This is a genomic window from Luteimonas sp. MC1825 (assembly GCF_014764385.1).
GTDB lineage: Bacteria > Pseudomonadota > Gammaproteobacteria > Xanthomonadales > Xanthomonadaceae > Luteimonas.
On sequence record NZ_CP061714.1, the window covers coordinates 85246 to 98229 of the forward strand.

Here is a 12984-nt window from a genome sequence, read left to right on the forward strand (position 1 = left end):
TTTTCCACTTGCAGGTGAGCGGACATGAGACATGGCGAACGACATCGCACCCATCGGACCGGCTGGCTTCGCGCGGCGGTGCTTGGCGCGAACGACGGGATCGTATCCACCGCCAGCCTGGTGCTCGGTGTGGCCGCCGCCGGTGCAGGCACACGCGCGATTCTCGTCGCGGGTGTCGCCGGCCTGGTCGCCGGTGCCATGTCGATGGCCGCCGGCGAGTACGTGTCGGTCAGTTCGCAGGCGGACACCGAACGCGCCGACCTGGACCGCGAGCGCAAGGAGTTGGCGGCCAACCCGGAAGAGGAGCACGAGGAACTGGTGTCGATCTACATGCAGCGGGGGCTGGACAGGGAGTTGGCGACGCGCGTTGCCACGCGCCTGACCGCGCATGACGCGCTTGGCGCCCACGGCCGGGACGAGCTTGGCATCTCGGAAACGCTGGCAGCGAAGCCAGTCCAGGCCGCACTGGCTTCGGCTGGAACCTTCGCCGCGGGCGCGGCGTTGCCGCTGCTGATGGTGCTCGTGCTTCCGCAGGCCGGAGTGATGTGGGGAGTGGCCGGCAGTTCGCTGCTGTTCCTCGCGTTGCTGGGTCTCGTGGCGGCGCGGGCGGGCGGTTCGCCAGTATCGGCTTCGGTGCTGCGTGTCGCCTTCTGGGGCACGCTGGCCATGGGCATGACGGCAGCGGTTGGCGCGCTCTTTGGCGTGAGCGCATGAGACAACCAGTTCGCGCAGCGCTCGTTCAGACTCTGGCTGATCGACGGCGGCGACCACGCCGTGCAGTTCCTGCTGTTCGGGCTGGTGCTTGGCCTCTGGAGCTGAATTCGAGGATGGCGCGTGGTGTCACATGTCGGCTCCACGGGCCGTCAATGCACGCAGTCGTATCCCGTTCGCCAGGAGGGCGTGGAGCGTGACGCTGGAGGGCGCATCAAATGAAGACGTTCATCGTGCTGCTGGGCTGGTGCCTGCTGTTTGTCCTGTGCTGGCCCCTGGCGCTGCTGGCCCTGGTGCTGTGGCCGCTCGCGTGGCTGGTGCTGCTGCCGTTCCGCCTGGTGGGCATCACGTTCGCCGCGCTGTTCGCGCTGCTGCAGGCGATCCTGTTCCTGCCCGCACGCCTGCTTGGCTGGCGTCCGTCCCGTCCCGTGTCTGCCTGAAGGCCCACGCGCTCAAGCACGTCCAGGAGTCGCCATGACCAGGTACGCCGCACCGCTTCGACGCGCACTGATGGCGGTGAACGGGATCCACCGCGACATCGCAGCCGAATAGGCGCGGGCTTACCGCGCCCGCGCGCCCGGCACCGCGACCTGCGGCTTGGCACCGGCAAACCGCTCGCCGAAGAAGTCGCCGTCGTTCCAGCGCGGACGCGCGTCCTCGGCGCCGATCTGCCAGGCGATGCGCGCGGAGAGGCGGGCGAGGCGCGCGGCATCGTCGTAGTGGATCGGCAGCGTCGCGTCGTCGCAGGGGCGGTGATAGCAGTTGCGCATGAACCAGGTGGACGACACCCGCGGGTCGCGCGCGGTATCCACCGGCTCCACGCCACCGTCCAGGTACACCGCCGGAATGCCGGCGCGCACGAACGAGAACTGGTCGCTGCGCACGAACACGGCTTCTTCGGGGAAGGGATCCGACGACACCGCCACGCCGATCTCGGCCGCCGCCGCATCCACCACCGCCTTGAGCGACGAGTGCTGCACGCCGATCGACACCACGTCGCGGCTCGGGGCGGTCAGCACCGGCATGTCGATGTTGATGTTGGCCACCAGCGACCCGCGCGGCACGGTGGGGCGCTGCGCGAACCACTGCGAGCCGAGCAGGCCCTGCTCCTCGCCGGTCAGGGCGACGAACAGCTGCGAGCGCCGCGGCGCTGTTTCGCCCGCCTGCAGTTCGCGTGCCGCCTCCAGCATCACCGCCACGCCGAGCGCGTTGTCGATGGCGCCGTTGTGGATCGTGTCGCCCTCAACCTCGGCGCCGACGCCGACGTGGTCGAGGTGCGCGGTATGCACCACGTACTCGTCGGCCAGCATCGGATCCGCGCCGCGCAGCAGGCCCACCACGTTGCGCGACTGCATCGGTTCCACCCGGGTGCGCACGGCGAGCGACAGGGTGCCGGGCAGGTCGAAGCCGCGCAGCGTGCCTGCGCGCGCGTCGGCGAGCAGCTGCGCGGCGCTGCGGTCGTGGCCGGCTAACAGGGCGTCGGCGGCGGCGGCGCTGACGCGCGCCACCACCTTCAGGCCGGGCCAGGTGTCGATGCCGCGGCCGTCGTCGTCGCGCAAGCGCAGCGCGGGCTTGTCCCAGCCGGCGGCGCTGCGCGCCCAGGGCAGGCGCACTTCGTCGTCGGCCGTGCCCACCAGCACCACGCCCACGGCGCCGCGTTCGGCGATGCCGCGCAGCTTTTCCTGCAGCGAGCCGTGGAAGGCACGGCGGGTGTCGTCGAAACCCGCCGGCGCGCCGCCCAACATCATCGCCACCTTGCCGCGCAGGTCGAGGCCGGCAAAGTCGTCGTGGCCGAGTTCGGGCGCATGCACCGCCTGGCCGACGAACACCGCCGGCGCGTCCACTTCGGCCAGCGGCTGGTTGAAGTTGGCCATCGGCAGGAACTCGTCCTGGAACGCCAGCGCGATCACCTCGCCGTTGCGGTGCACCTCGAGGCGTGCACCGTCGGCGGCGATGGTGCCGCGCAGCAGCGGCACGCGCTGGAACCAGCTGCCGTCGTCGCCGCTCGGCGCGAGGCCGATGGCGGCGAAGCGCTCCGCGACATGCTCGGCCGCGAGGTCGAAGCCGGCCGTGCCGGTTTCGCGGCCGTGCATGCGGTCGTCGGCGAGCGCGCGCACGTCGGCCTCGATGCGGTGGGCAGCCGGATCGGTCGAGCGCGGGGCGCTGGGTGCGCGGATCTGGCCCGATGCCGCCGGCGCGGTGTCACGCGAGCAGGCGGGCAGTGCGACGGTCAATGCGACGGCGAGCAGGGCCGGCGCGATGCGGCGGGCGGTGAACGGCATGGGGGCGTCCGGCGATGCGAAGGCCGCCAGCCTAGCCTGCGGCACCCGCTGCGGTCACGGCTCCAGGAACAGCGCGGCAATCGCCCGCGCCGTCGCATAGGGCTCCGGATCGTTGCGGTTGCTGAGCAGCACCACGGTCAGGCGCTGCCGCGGCCAGTGCAGGATCACGTTGCGGAAGCCGATGGTCTCGCCGGAGTGCCACAGCAGGTCGCCATGCAGGCGCCAGCCGTAGCCGTAGGCGTCGACGTCGGGCTCGCCGGTGGGCGTGGTGGTCTGCGCCGCCACCATGCGTGCGCGTGACGCTGGCGACAGCAGGCGGCCATCGTCGAGCGCTGCCGCCCATGCGGTGAGATCGTCGATGGAGGCGTAGATGCCGCCGTCGCCGAGCACGGCGCTGGTGGTGCTCTGGTCGGTGCGCTGCCAGCCGTCCGCCGCCGTGCTGTAGCCGTAGGCGCGGTGCGCGACCTGCGATACGCCGTCCTCGAACGCCACCGCGCCGTCCATGCCCAGCGGGGCGAAGATCCGCGCCTGCAGGAAGTCCGCGTAGCGGCGGCCGGATGCTTCTTCCACCACGCGCGCCAGCAGCGCGTAGCCGGTGTTGCTGTAGCGGTAGGCGCTGCCGGGCGCGAAGTACGGGGCGATGGCCGCGGCCGGTGGCGTGCCGGCGGCCGCATCGCAGGGCAGGCCGTTGGCCAGCAGGCACACCACGTCGGCGTCGCGCACCTGGCCGCTGAAGTCCGCCGCCATCAGGTCTTCGTAATCCGGCAGGCCGCCGGTGTGCGCGAGCAGGTGGTGCAGGGTCACGCCGTCGGCATGCGCGGGGAGGGCCGGCAGCCAGCGGCGCACCGGATCGTCCAGCCGCAGCACGCCGTCGTCGATCAGCAGCAGCACCGCGGTGGCGGTGAACTGCTTCGACACCGAGGCCAACCGGAAGCGGGTCGCCGGCGTGACGGCGATGCCCTGCTCCAGGTCGGCCAGGCCGTAGGCGCGGCGCACCAGGGTGTCGCCGTCGCGCACCACCAGGAGGGCGGCGCCGGGGCCGTCGCCGGCATAGCGCTGCATGTGGCCGTCGATCGCGGTCATCGTGTCGTTTCCCATGGCGCGGCCCGTGAACAGTGCCGCGAGCAGCAGGCATACCTGGGCTGTTGTGCGCATCGGCCGATTCTAGCCGCGGACGGCGATGGTCGCCGCGGTCCCGCCGGGCGCCGCACCTCAACGCTCGCGCCGCGGAAACTCCAGCACCTTGCCGCGTGCGTCGTCCTCATCACGGCCGTCGCGGTGCCACAGTACCGGCACGTCGTGCGGGGTCGGCAACTCGAACTGCTCGCGCTGCGCACGCTCGGCCTCCGCGGCCAGCTCGTCCTCGATCTCCCAGCTGTAGCGCTTGCGCGGGGCCATCGGGTCGAGGCGGCGGAACAGCCACGCCGCCAGCGCGCCGCCGACCGCACCGCCCAGGTGCGACTGCCACGACACGCCGGGCTCGCGCGGCAGCACGGTGAGCAGCATGCCGCCATAGAACAGGAAGCCGATCATCGTCGCGGCGATCGCCGCGCGGTCGCGGCGCAGCACGCCGAGCACGAACACCAGGAACATCAGGCCATGGGTCACGCCGCTGGCGCCGATGTGGAACGAGCCCGGCTCGCCCAGCAGCCACGCGCCCACGCCGGAGCCCAGCCACATCAGCGGCAGCCCGCGCAGGGTGGCGCGCGGATACACGCCGCCCGCCAGCGTGCCGAGGAACAGGATCGACAGGCTGTTGGCCACCAGGTGCTCGAGCGAGCCGTGCAGCAGCGGCGCGGTCAGCAGGCCCATCAGGCCCGCCATGCTGCCCGGCGCCACCGCGAACGCGCGCGTGGCCAGCATGCCCTGCACCAGGTCCATCAGCACCAGCACCGCCACCGCGGCCAGGCTGCACCAGGCGGCGCGGCTGAAGCGCCGCCAGTCGGCGCGGCGCTGGGCGGCGGGGTCGGCGGGCGGGTCCGTGTCGGGCAGGTACATGGACCAACAATGGCGCCACCTGCCGCCAACGCAAGGGCCGTGGGCACCCCGGCGCGGCGCCGCCGGGCCGCAGCCGCGCGGCGCGACCCGGTAGAATCGCGCCATGAATGACGCCCTGCCCGTGGTCCGCCTGCGCAACGCCTGGCGGTCCAGCCATCCGTGGATCTTCCAGAAGCTGGTCGAAAAGCCCAACCCGCGCCCCAAGCCCGGCGCCATCGTCGACGTGCTCAACGTCGACGGCGAGTGGATCGGCCGCGGTTTCTACAACGGCCATTCGCGGATCGCGGTGCGCATCCTCGAGATCGATCCCGACGTGGTCGTCGACGCCGCCTGGTTCGCGCGCAAGATCGCCGCCGCCGTGGCGCTGCGCCGCGAGGTGCTGCGCCTGGACGAGGTCGGCGACGCCTGGCGGGTGGTGCACAGCGAGGGCGACGGCCTCAGCGGCCTGGTGGTGGACCGCTACGCCGACCTGCTGGTCATCGAGCTGTTCAGTGCCGGCATGTTCCGCCACCGCGAATGGATCATGGACGCGCTGCGCGCGCAGTTCCCGGGCTGCCGCTTCCACGTCTCCGCCGACGAGCACGTGCAGAAGCAGGAGAGCTTCGACTTCCACGGCACCAGCACCACGGAGCCGGCGCTGATCACCGAACACGGCATCCGCTTCCGCGCCGATCCCGCGGGCGCGCACAAGACCGGCTTCTTCGCCGACCAGCGCGACAATCGGGAGTGGCTGAGCCGCCAGGTCAACGGCAAGCGCGTGCTTGACCTGTGCTGCAACACCGGCGGCTTCGCCGTGTATTCGGCGGTGCGCGGCGCGGCGGAAGTCGTGGGCGTGGACATCGACGCCGACGTGATCGAGCTCGCCAAGGGCAACGCCCGCCTCAACAACGTGCGCCCGCGCTTCGTGCAGGCCGACATCTTCCCGTGGCTGCGCGATGCCGCCAACGCCGGCGACCAGTACGACGTGGTGATCCTGGACCCGGCCAAGATGACCCGCGACCGCGAGCAGGTGATCCCGGCGCTCAAGAAGTACCTGGACATGAACAAGCTCGCGCTCGGCGTGGTGAAGCCGGGCGGCCTGCTGGCCACGTTCTCGTGCACGGGGCTGGTGAGCGAGGAGCAGTTCCTCGACATGCTGCGCCGCGCGGCGTACTTCTCCAACCGCACCGTGCAGGTGCTCAAGGTGTCCGGCGCCGGCCCCGACCATCCGTTCATGGCGCACGCGCAGGAATCGCGCTACCTCAAGGCGGTGTTCTGCCGCGTGCTGGACTGACCGCGCTGCACAGGGTTTGTACAACCCGGCGCTTCATCCATGTCTAACCGGTCCGTACCTAGCGTGTGCGGGCCGCGCCGTGGGCCTCATCACGGTGTCCACGTATCGCGGCGACTTCCCCCAGTCCCGGATCCGGAGAACCCCATGCGCAGCTGGTTGATCGTCCCCTTCACCGCCCTGTTTGCAACGTCGGCGCATGCCGCGGGCCCCGAGGCGGGCCGCTTCTCGATGTCGCTGTTCGGTGGCGCGGATGTGCCGCTCAGTGGCGATGTCCACGACGGCGCGGTGGCCGCCATCCCCAACCTCGGCCCGCTGAATCCCGACCTCGCGGGCGTCGATGCGGAGCTGCGCATCGGCGCGCGCGGGCACGACCGCATCTACGACTTGGCCACGACGTTCGGCGTCGAGTTCGCGTACGCGTTCGACGACCGCTCCGAGATCTTCGGCCAGGTGCGGCAGACGCGCGCCGGCGAAGGCACGGTGCAGGTCGGCGGCGCCTACGTGCCGGCGCTGGCGACCGAGCTGCCGGTGTACGGCACCTTCGGCGCCTACGAGGCGCTTTCGGCCGAGCTGGGCTACCGCTACTACTTCGGCACGGCGGGCAGCGCGCGTCCGTTCGTGGGCGCACGCCTCGGTGCCTCGCGCACCGACGAGATCCGCGCCACGTTCGAGATCCCGGATGCCGCGATCACGATCGCCGATGCGCCGTTCTACGACTCCGGCTGGGCCGCCACCGGTGGGCTGGATGTCGGCGTGATCATGCCGGTCAGCGACACCTTCAGCGTCACGCTCGCCAGCGGCGTGCGCTATGTCGCCGACCTCAAGGACGACGACAGCGCCATCGGCGGGCTTGGCCTGGCGAGCATCAACGACACCGGCAGCCGGTTCTCCGTGCCGGTGACGCTGTCGGCGCGCTGGGACTTCTGACGCGCGCCGTGTTTGGCCACGTGCCCGTCGCCGCGGCAACGCGCCGGCGGGCACGTGGTGCTTTTTCCTGCACGCGGCGGCGGTCGCTGCGCATGAGACGGCAGCCACTACACTGTCGTCATGGACTCCATGACGCTCCTGATCCTGATCGCCGGCCTGCTGCTGCTGGCCGTGGTGTTGCTGTGCGTGCTGCTGTTCCGGCGTCCCGACGGGCGCCACGCGGAGCAGCTCGAGCGCGCGCTGCGCGACGAGCAGCGCGATGGCCGCGGCGAGCTGCGCCAGCACCTCGACAGCGCGTCCAGCGCGCAGATGCAGCGCGTCGACGCCTTCGGCCTGCAGCTGCAGGCGCTGGCCACCGGCATGGACAAGCGGCTGGATGAATTCACCCTGCGCACCGACCAGCGCCTCGACGTGCTGCGCGAGGCGCTGACCGAAGACGCGCGCAAGGCGCGCACCGAAGGCGCGCAGGCGCAGCAGCGCGGTGCCGAAGTGGTGGGCGAACGGCTGTCCGACCTCACCCAGCGCAACGAACTGCGCATCGGCGAGATGCGCGCCACGCTGGAGGCGCGCCTCAAGGACATGCAGGCCGACAACGCCGGCAAGCTCGAGCAGATGCGCGCCACCGTCGACGAGAAGCTGCAGTCCACGCTCAACACCCGCCTGGACGCGTCGTTCAAGATCGTCTCCGAGCGCCTGGAGCAGGTGCAGCGCGGGCTGGGCGAGATGCAGCAGCTGGCCACCGGCGTCGGCGACCTCAAGCGCGTGCTCAGCAACGTCAAGGATCGCGGCGGCTGGGGTGAGGTGCAGCTGGAGAACATCCTCGAGCAGACGCTCACCGCCGAGCAGTACGCCAAGAGCGTGCGCGTGCGCCCCGGCGGCAACGAAGCGGTGGATTTCGCGGTGCGCCTGCCTGGCCGCAGCGGCGACGACGCGCCGGTGTGGTTGCCGATCGATGCCAAGTTCCCGCGCGAGGATTACGAGCGCCTGCTCGATGCGCAGGAAAAGGGCGACGTGGAGGCGGTGCGCACCAGTGGCATGCAGCTGGAGCGCGCGATCCGCATCCAGGCCAAGTCGATCTGCGAGAAGTACGTGGTGCCGCCGCACACGACCGACTTCGCGATCATGTTCCTGCCCACGGAGGGCCTCTACGCCGAGACCATCCGCCGCCCCGGGCTGACCGATGTCCTGCAGCGCGAGCATCGCGTGGTCCTCGCGGGGCCGACCACCTTCACCGCGCTGCTCAACAGCCTGCAGATGGGCTTCCGCACGTTGGCCATCGAGCAGCGTTCCAGCGAGGTCTGGCAGCTGCTGGCGGCGGTGAAGGGCGAGTTCGGCAAGTTCGCCGGCGTTCTGGAGCGTGCCACCACCCAGCTGGACACGGTGCAGAACAGCATCAAGCAGGCTGGCGTGCGCACGCGCGCCATCGAACGCAAGTTGCGCGGCGTGGAGAGCCTTCCCGGCACGGAAGCCGACGCATTTCCGCTGACGGGCGACGACCCGGTCGGCTGAGGCGCACGCCGCACCCCGCGGAGTGCGGCCCGGCGCGGTTTACGGCGTGGACGTGCCCGGCACGATCGGCATCACGTCCACCGGCACCGTGGCATCGTTGTCGTCGAACAGGTAGTCCGGCAGGCCGTCACCGCTGTCGTCGCCTTCGCGGATGCGGTCACCGTGGATCTGGTAGTCGCGGCGCTGCATCCAGGCGTCGCGCACCAGCGCGTACTCGTCGTCGGCACCCTCGCGCAGGCGGTCGAGCGCGAACAGCTGGGTGCGCACGTCTACCAGCTGCAGGCCCTGCAGGAACACGCGCACGCTGTCCTCGCCCACCTGGCGCACCGGCGACAGCGGGCCGTCGCCGACCAGCCCGAACGCGTCGCGCACCGTGCGCGGCCCGAACAGCGGCAGCTCCAGGAAGCGCGAGTTCTTCCAGCCCCAGACGCCGAGCGTCTGCCCGAAGTCCTCGCTGCGGTTGGGGATGCCCATGCGCGAGGCCGGGTCGAACAGGCCGCCGACGCCGAGGGTGGCGTTGACCAGGAAACGGCCCAGCGACTGCCCGGACTGCTTCGGCCGGCCCTGCAGCAGCGCGTTCACCGCGCTCGACGGCTGGCCGAGGTTGTTGAAGAAGTTGGACACGCCGAGCCGCATCGGGCGCGGCACCACCTTCACGTAGGCGCGTGCCAGGGGCGTGGCGATGGTGCGGTCGACGACGTTGTTGAAGCTGTGCACCTTGCGGTTCCACGGCTCCCAGGGATCGAGCGCCCGCGGCGACTCGGCCGGTGCGGGCAGGGTGTCGTCGGCGACCGGGTCGTAGGGCGCGGCACCCCAGATGGCGTCGTAGTCGACTTCGGCGTCGGTGCGCTGGTCCACTGCAGGCGCGGCGATGCCCGGGACGGCAGCGGCGGCGTCGCCACCGCCAACTCCGACGTCCGTCTCCGGCAGCGGTCCTGCCGCCGTGGCATCCAGCGCGCCATCGCCCGCCATGGAGGCCTGCGCCGGCACGCCTTCGACCAGCGGCCCGGGGGCGGGTTCGGACACGCCCCGCGAGGGGGTGCCGGCGCACCCGGCCAGCACCAGCGCGGCGAGAAGGACGGCACCGGTGCGCAGGCGGGTCGGGGTAGCAGGAGTCATCACGGCGTCCAGGAAGGGGACAGGTCAGCGCGCGAACGCGAGCCGGTCATCGAGACGATACGCGGCGCGCAGCTCGGCGAGGCCGGCGGGCATGCCGTCGATGGCGAGGCCGGTGCCATCGCCGGCGCCCAGCTCCGCCAGCAGCGCCAGGCCGGCGCTGTCGAGCTGCTGCACGCCGGCGACGTCCAGCCGCCGCGCGCCGGCACGCAGTGCCTGCGCCGCCTGCCAGAGCGCGGGCACGTGCGCGCGCAGCAACGCACCGGTGAACACCAGTGCGTCGCCGTTGCGGCGTACGCCGGCGTCAGTTGGTGCCGGCATCGGCCTGCACGCGGCCGGCGCTCAGGTCCGCGGCCACCTGGCGGATCGACTTGCGGCTCAGCGGGGTGTCGAACTGCTGGCGGAAGGTCTGCACGAACGACACGCCTTCCACCATCACGTCGAACACCTTCCAGGTGCCGCCGACGTTGCGCATCAGGTAGTCGACCGGGATCGGCTCGCCACCCGCGCGCAGCATCTCGCTGGCCACGCGCACGCCGGCGCCGCGCGGCAGCGCGGTCTCGGACTTCACGCGCACCCGCAGGCGGGTGTTGAAGTCGAGCAGCGACGAGCCGTAGCGGCGCATCAGGTTCTCGGCCAGCGCATCGGCGAACACCTTGACGTCGGCATCGGCGGCGCCGCGGCCGTGGCGGCCCAGCACCTGGCGCGCCGCGTATTCGCGGTCGAACATCTGGTCGAACTCGCCGGTGATGAACTGCTGCAGCTTGCCGCGGTCGGCGGTGAACTCGGCGCGGCGCGATTCCAGCGTGGCCAGCACGCGGGTGCTGTTGTCGAGCACGAGCTTGCTGGGCGAGCCCTGCGCCGCGGTGGCGGCCGGCTTTGCGGCGGCGGCCTGGGCGAACGCGGTGGAGGGCGCGGCTGCGACCAGCGCGGCGGCGATGGCAAGGGGAAGCAGGATCTGGCGTACCGTCATGGGGTCGTCTCCGGGGGGGGCGGGGAGGTGGTGGTGTCGGGCGGTGCGGTCGCGGCATCATCGCCGCCGCCGCTGAACATGTACTTGCCGACCATCTGCATCAGGTCGACGGCGGGCTGGGTGTAGACCAGCTCCTCGCCGGGCTTGAACACTTCCATGTCGCCGCCGGGCTGCATGCCGACGTAGCTGTCACCGAGCAGGCCGCCGGTGAGGATGCCGGCCGAGGTGTCCACCGGGATCTCGTTGTAGCGGCTGTCGATTTCCATGGTCACGATGGAGTCGAACTTGACCGGATCAAGGGTGATGCCCGATACGCGGCCGATGCTCACGCCGCCGATCTTGACCGCGGCGTTGGGCCGCAGCTGCCCGAGGTTGGTGAAGCGCGCGGTCAGCTCGTAGCTGTCGCGCGACAGCCCGAAGCGGCCATTGGTGGAGGCGAACGCCAGCACCAGCAGCGACGCCATCGCCAGCAGCAGGAACGCTCCAACCGCGAATTCGACGCGGGGACCACGTGAAGTACTCATTGTGAAACCTCGGAAAAGCGGGCGTTCGCGTTCATCGGAACAGCAGGGCGGAGAGGACGAAGTTGAACATCAGGACCAGCAAGGAGGCGTTGACGACGGCGCGGGTGGTGGCCAGCGACGTGCCCTCGATGGTCGGTTCGGCGTGGAAGCCGACGTAGGCCGCGACCAGCGCCGCGGTGCCGCCGAATACCGCGGACTTCATGAATGCGACCAGGAAATCGTCGCGGAAATCGACCGCGTCGCGCAGCGTCTGCCAGAACCCGCCGTTGTCGATGCCCAGCACCTGCACCGCCTCGAACCAGCTTGCGGTCAGCGCCAGGCTCACGAAGAACGCGGTGAGCAGCGGCACCGCGATCACCGCCGCCCAGAAACGCGGCGCCACCGCCTTGGCGATCGGGTCGATGGCCATCAGCCCGAGCGCCTGGATCTGGTCGGTGGCGCGCATCAGCGCCAGCTCCGCGGCGATCGACGACCCGGCGCGGCCCACGAACAGCAGCGCGGTCAGCACCGGCGCAAGCTCCCGGTACAGGCCGAGGCCGATCAGCACGCTCACCTGGTTGGCTGCGCCGTAGGTCTCCAGCGCGCGGTAGCCCAAGAGCGTGAGCGACAGGCCCACGAACGCGCCACCGACGGCGATGATCGGCAGGCTGCGCGCGCCGATCTTGTAGATCTCGCGCGTCAGCTCGACGAAGAAATCGGCGGTCGGCTTCGAGGCACGCAGCACCGACAGCGAGAACAGCCCGGCGCGGCCCAGCGAGCGCGTGGCTTCGACGAACGGCATCAGCGCGCCTCCAAGGTCTGCGTGGCACGGGTCTCGACCGCATCGAACGCGATCGGCCCGTCCGGCTCGCCGCGCAGGAACTGCAGCAGCAGCGGGTCGTTGCTGGCCTCGAGTTCGGCCGGCGTGCCGGTGAACACGATGCGGCCGTCGGCGATCACGATCGCCTGGTCGGCGATCGGCAGGGTTTCGTGCACGTGGTGGCTCACGATGACGCTGGTCAGGCCGAGGCTGGCATTGAGCCGCGCGATCAGGCTCATGATCACGCCCGAGGCGATCGGGTCCAGCCCGGTCAGCGGCTCGTCGTAGACCATCAGCGGCGGGTCGAGCGCCAGCGCACGCGCCAGCGCCACGCGCCGCGCCATGCCGCCGGACAGCTCGCGCGGGTAGAGGTCGGCGGCGGCGCGCAGGCCCACCGCGTGCAGCTTCATGCGCACCAAGCGGTCGATCACCGGCTTCGGCAGGCGCGTGTGGGTGCGCAGCGGCAGCGCCACGTTCTCGGCGGCGGTGAGGTCGGTGAGCAGGCCGTTGCCCTGCAGCAGCACGCCGATCGACTTGCGCAGCTCGAGCAGCGGCCGCTGCCGGCGCGGCACGTCCTGGCCCAGCACTTGCACGGTGCCCGCGGCCGGCGGCAGTTCTCCGGTGAGCGCGGCGAGCAGCGTCGACTTGCCGCTGCCGGAGGGGCCGAGCACGGCAGTGATGCTGCCGCGCCGCACCGCCAGGTCGATGCCGGACAGGATGGTGCGCGCGCCACGGTCCAGCTGCACGCCGGAAAGGCGCACGGCGGTATCCGGCAATGGCAGTGCGGTGTCGGGCATCGTGTCTGGCAATTGGTAGGGGGGGTGCGACGGACAAAATCCGGCGAATGATGTGGCGCTGCGCCTGAATGCGGG

At 71.2% G+C, this 12984-nt stretch carries 14 protein-coding genes; 5 read left to right on the plus strand and 9 right to left on the minus strand.

Going from position 1 to position 12984, the window contains the following annotated elements:
• Positions 1 to 24 precede the first annotated feature (24 nt).
• Together IDM46_RS00430 and IDM46_RS00435 are read left to right on the plus strand one after the other, a co-directional pair.
• A complete protein-coding gene (locus IDM46_RS00430) occupies positions 25 to 714 on the plus strand; it encodes a VIT family protein (protein WP_185114490.1) in 690 nt (229 codons plus the stop codon).
• Between the two features lie 215 nt (positions 715 to 929).
• A complete protein-coding gene (locus tag IDM46_RS00435; protein WP_182823588.1) occupies positions 930 to 1151 on the plus strand; it encodes a hypothetical protein in 222 nt (73 codons plus the stop codon).
• 120 nt (positions 1152 to 1271) lie between these two features.
• On the opposite strand, the gene IDM46_RS00440 is transcribed toward IDM46_RS00435, so the two are convergent.
• From IDM46_RS00440 to IDM46_RS00450, 3 genes are all read right to left on the minus strand, one after another.
• Positions 1272 to 2993 carry a M28 family metallopeptidase gene (locus tag IDM46_RS00440; RefSeq protein ID WP_185114491.1) on the minus strand — a complete coding sequence of 574 codons (1722 nt, stop codon included), beginning with the start codon at positions 2991 to 2993 and terminating at the stop codon, positions 1272 to 1274.
• Positions 2994 to 3047: 54 nt separating this feature from the next.
• Complete coding sequence (locus tag IDM46_RS00445; protein ID WP_223878088.1) at positions 3048 to 4091, minus strand: serine hydrolase domain-containing protein; 1044 nt, start codon at positions 4089 to 4091, stop codon at positions 3048 to 3050.
• A gap of 114 nt (positions 4092 to 4205) precedes the next feature.
• Positions 4206 to 4991 (minus strand): rhomboid family intramembrane serine protease, encoded by a 786-nt coding sequence (locus IDM46_RS00450; protein ID WP_185114493.1) that lies wholly within the window; start codon positions 4989 to 4991, stop codon positions 4206 to 4208.
• 103 nt (positions 4992 to 5094) lie between these two features.
• On the opposite strand from IDM46_RS00450, the gene IDM46_RS00455 reads away from it, so the two are divergent.
• The 3 genes from IDM46_RS00455 to rmuC all read left to right on the plus strand — a co-directional run bounded on the left by IDM46_RS00455 (position 5095) and on the right by rmuC (position 8700).
• Positions 5095 to 6264, plus strand: a complete 1170-nt coding sequence (locus tag IDM46_RS00455) for a class I SAM-dependent rRNA methyltransferase (RefSeq protein WP_185114494.1) — start codon at positions 5095 to 5097, stop codon at positions 6262 to 6264.
• 144 nt (positions 6265 to 6408) lie between these two features.
• Positions 6409 to 7191 carry a hypothetical protein gene (locus IDM46_RS00460; protein WP_185114495.1) on the plus strand — a complete coding sequence of 261 codons (783 nt, stop codon included), beginning with the start codon at positions 6409 to 6411 and terminating at the stop codon, positions 7189 to 7191.
• A 120-nt stretch (positions 7192 to 7311) separates the two neighbouring features.
• Entirely contained in the window at positions 7312 to 8700 is a 1389-nt protein-coding gene (gene rmuC / locus IDM46_RS00465) for a DNA recombination protein RmuC (protein ID WP_185114496.1), read from the plus strand.
• Positions 8701 to 8739: 39 nt separating this feature from the next.
• Here rmuC and IDM46_RS00470 read toward each other — a convergent pair whose 3' ends face one another.
• From IDM46_RS00470 to IDM46_RS00495, 6 genes are read right to left on the minus strand one after another with little or no spacing between them, the layout of a single operon-like run.
• Positions 8740 to 9819, minus strand: coding sequence for a VacJ family lipoprotein (locus IDM46_RS00470; protein ID WP_185114497.1), 1080 nt, complete (start codon positions 9817 to 9819; stop codon positions 8740 to 8742).
• A gap of 24 nt (positions 9820 to 9843) precedes the next feature.
• On the minus strand, positions 9844 to 10137 hold the full coding sequence (locus IDM46_RS00475; RefSeq protein ID WP_185114498.1) for an STAS domain-containing protein: 294 nt from the start codon (positions 10135 to 10137) through the stop codon (positions 9844 to 9846).
• Positions 10121 to 10789: an ABC transporter substrate-binding protein gene (locus IDM46_RS00480; protein ID WP_185114499.1), complete on the minus strand. Its 669-nt coding sequence runs from the start codon at positions 10787 to 10789 to the stop codon at positions 10121 to 10123. Before IDM46_RS00480 ends, IDM46_RS00475 begins: the two co-directional genes overlap by 17 nt.
• Positions 10786 to 11313, minus strand: coding sequence for an outer membrane lipid asymmetry maintenance protein MlaD (mlaD, locus tag IDM46_RS00485; RefSeq protein WP_185114500.1), 528 nt, complete (start codon positions 11311 to 11313; stop codon positions 10786 to 10788). Before mlaD ends, IDM46_RS00480 begins: the two co-directional genes overlap by 4 nt.
• A gap of 31 nt (positions 11314 to 11344) precedes the next feature.
• Positions 11345 to 12094, minus strand: coding sequence for an MlaE family lipid ABC transporter permease subunit (locus IDM46_RS00490; RefSeq protein ID WP_182823565.1), 750 nt, complete (start codon positions 12092 to 12094; stop codon positions 11345 to 11347).
• Complete coding sequence (locus IDM46_RS00495; protein ID WP_185114501.1) at positions 12094 to 12909, minus strand: ABC transporter ATP-binding protein; 816 nt, start codon at positions 12907 to 12909, stop codon at positions 12094 to 12096. The genes IDM46_RS00490 and IDM46_RS00495 overlap by 1 nt, the downstream gene beginning before the upstream one ends.
• Positions 12910 to 12984: the final 75 nt, after the last annotated feature.

Bases quoted from the DNA above. Each gene is read 5' to 3' on its own strand.
- IDM46_RS00445 (WP_223878088.1), bottom strand. From the start codon at position 4,091: ATGGGAAACGACACGATGACCGCGATCGACGGCCACATGCAGCGCTAT.
- rmuC (WP_185114496.1), top strand. From the start codon at position 7,312: ATGGACTCCATGACGCTCCTGATCCTGATCGCCGGCCTGCTGCTGCTG.
- IDM46_RS00470 (WP_185114497.1), bottom strand. From the start codon at position 9,819: ATGACTCCTGCTACCCCGACCCGCCTGCGCACCGGTGCCGTCCTTCTC.
- IDM46_RS00480 (WP_185114499.1), bottom strand. From the start codon at position 10,789: ATGACGGTACGCCAGATCCTGCTTCCCCTTGCCATCGCCGCCGCGCTG.
- IDM46_RS00495 (WP_185114501.1), bottom strand. From the start codon at position 12,909: ATGCCCGACACCGCACTGCCATTGCCGGATACCGCCGTGCGCCTTTCC.
- IDM46_RS00490 (WP_182823565.1), bottom strand. From the start codon at position 12,094: ATGCCGTTCGTCGAAGCCACGCGCTCGCTGGGCCGCGCCGGGCTGTTC.
- IDM46_RS00430 (WP_185114490.1), top strand. From the start codon at position 25: ATGAGACATGGCGAACGACATCGCACCCATCGGACCGGCTGGCTTCGC.
- IDM46_RS00455 (WP_185114494.1), top strand. From the start codon at position 5,095: ATGAATGACGCCCTGCCCGTGGTCCGCCTGCGCAACGCCTGGCGGTCC.
- IDM46_RS00435 (WP_182823588.1), top strand. From the start codon at position 930: ATGAAGACGTTCATCGTGCTGCTGGGCTGGTGCCTGCTGTTTGTCCTG.
- IDM46_RS00440 (WP_185114491.1), bottom strand. From the start codon at position 2,993: ATGCCGTTCACCGCCCGCCGCATCGCGCCGGCCCTGCTCGCCGTCGCA.
- IDM46_RS00460 (WP_185114495.1), top strand. From the start codon at position 6,409: ATGCGCAGCTGGTTGATCGTCCCCTTCACCGCCCTGTTTGCAACGTCG.
- mlaD (WP_185114500.1), bottom strand. From the start codon at position 11,313: ATGAGTACTTCACGTGGTCCCCGCGTCGAATTCGCGGTTGGAGCGTTC.
- IDM46_RS00475 (WP_185114498.1), bottom strand. From the start codon at position 10,137: ATGCCGGCACCAACTGACGCCGGCGTACGCCGCAACGGCGACGCACTG.
- IDM46_RS00450 (WP_185114493.1), bottom strand. From the start codon at position 4,991: ATGTACCTGCCCGACACGGACCCGCCCGCCGACCCCGCCGCCCAGCGC.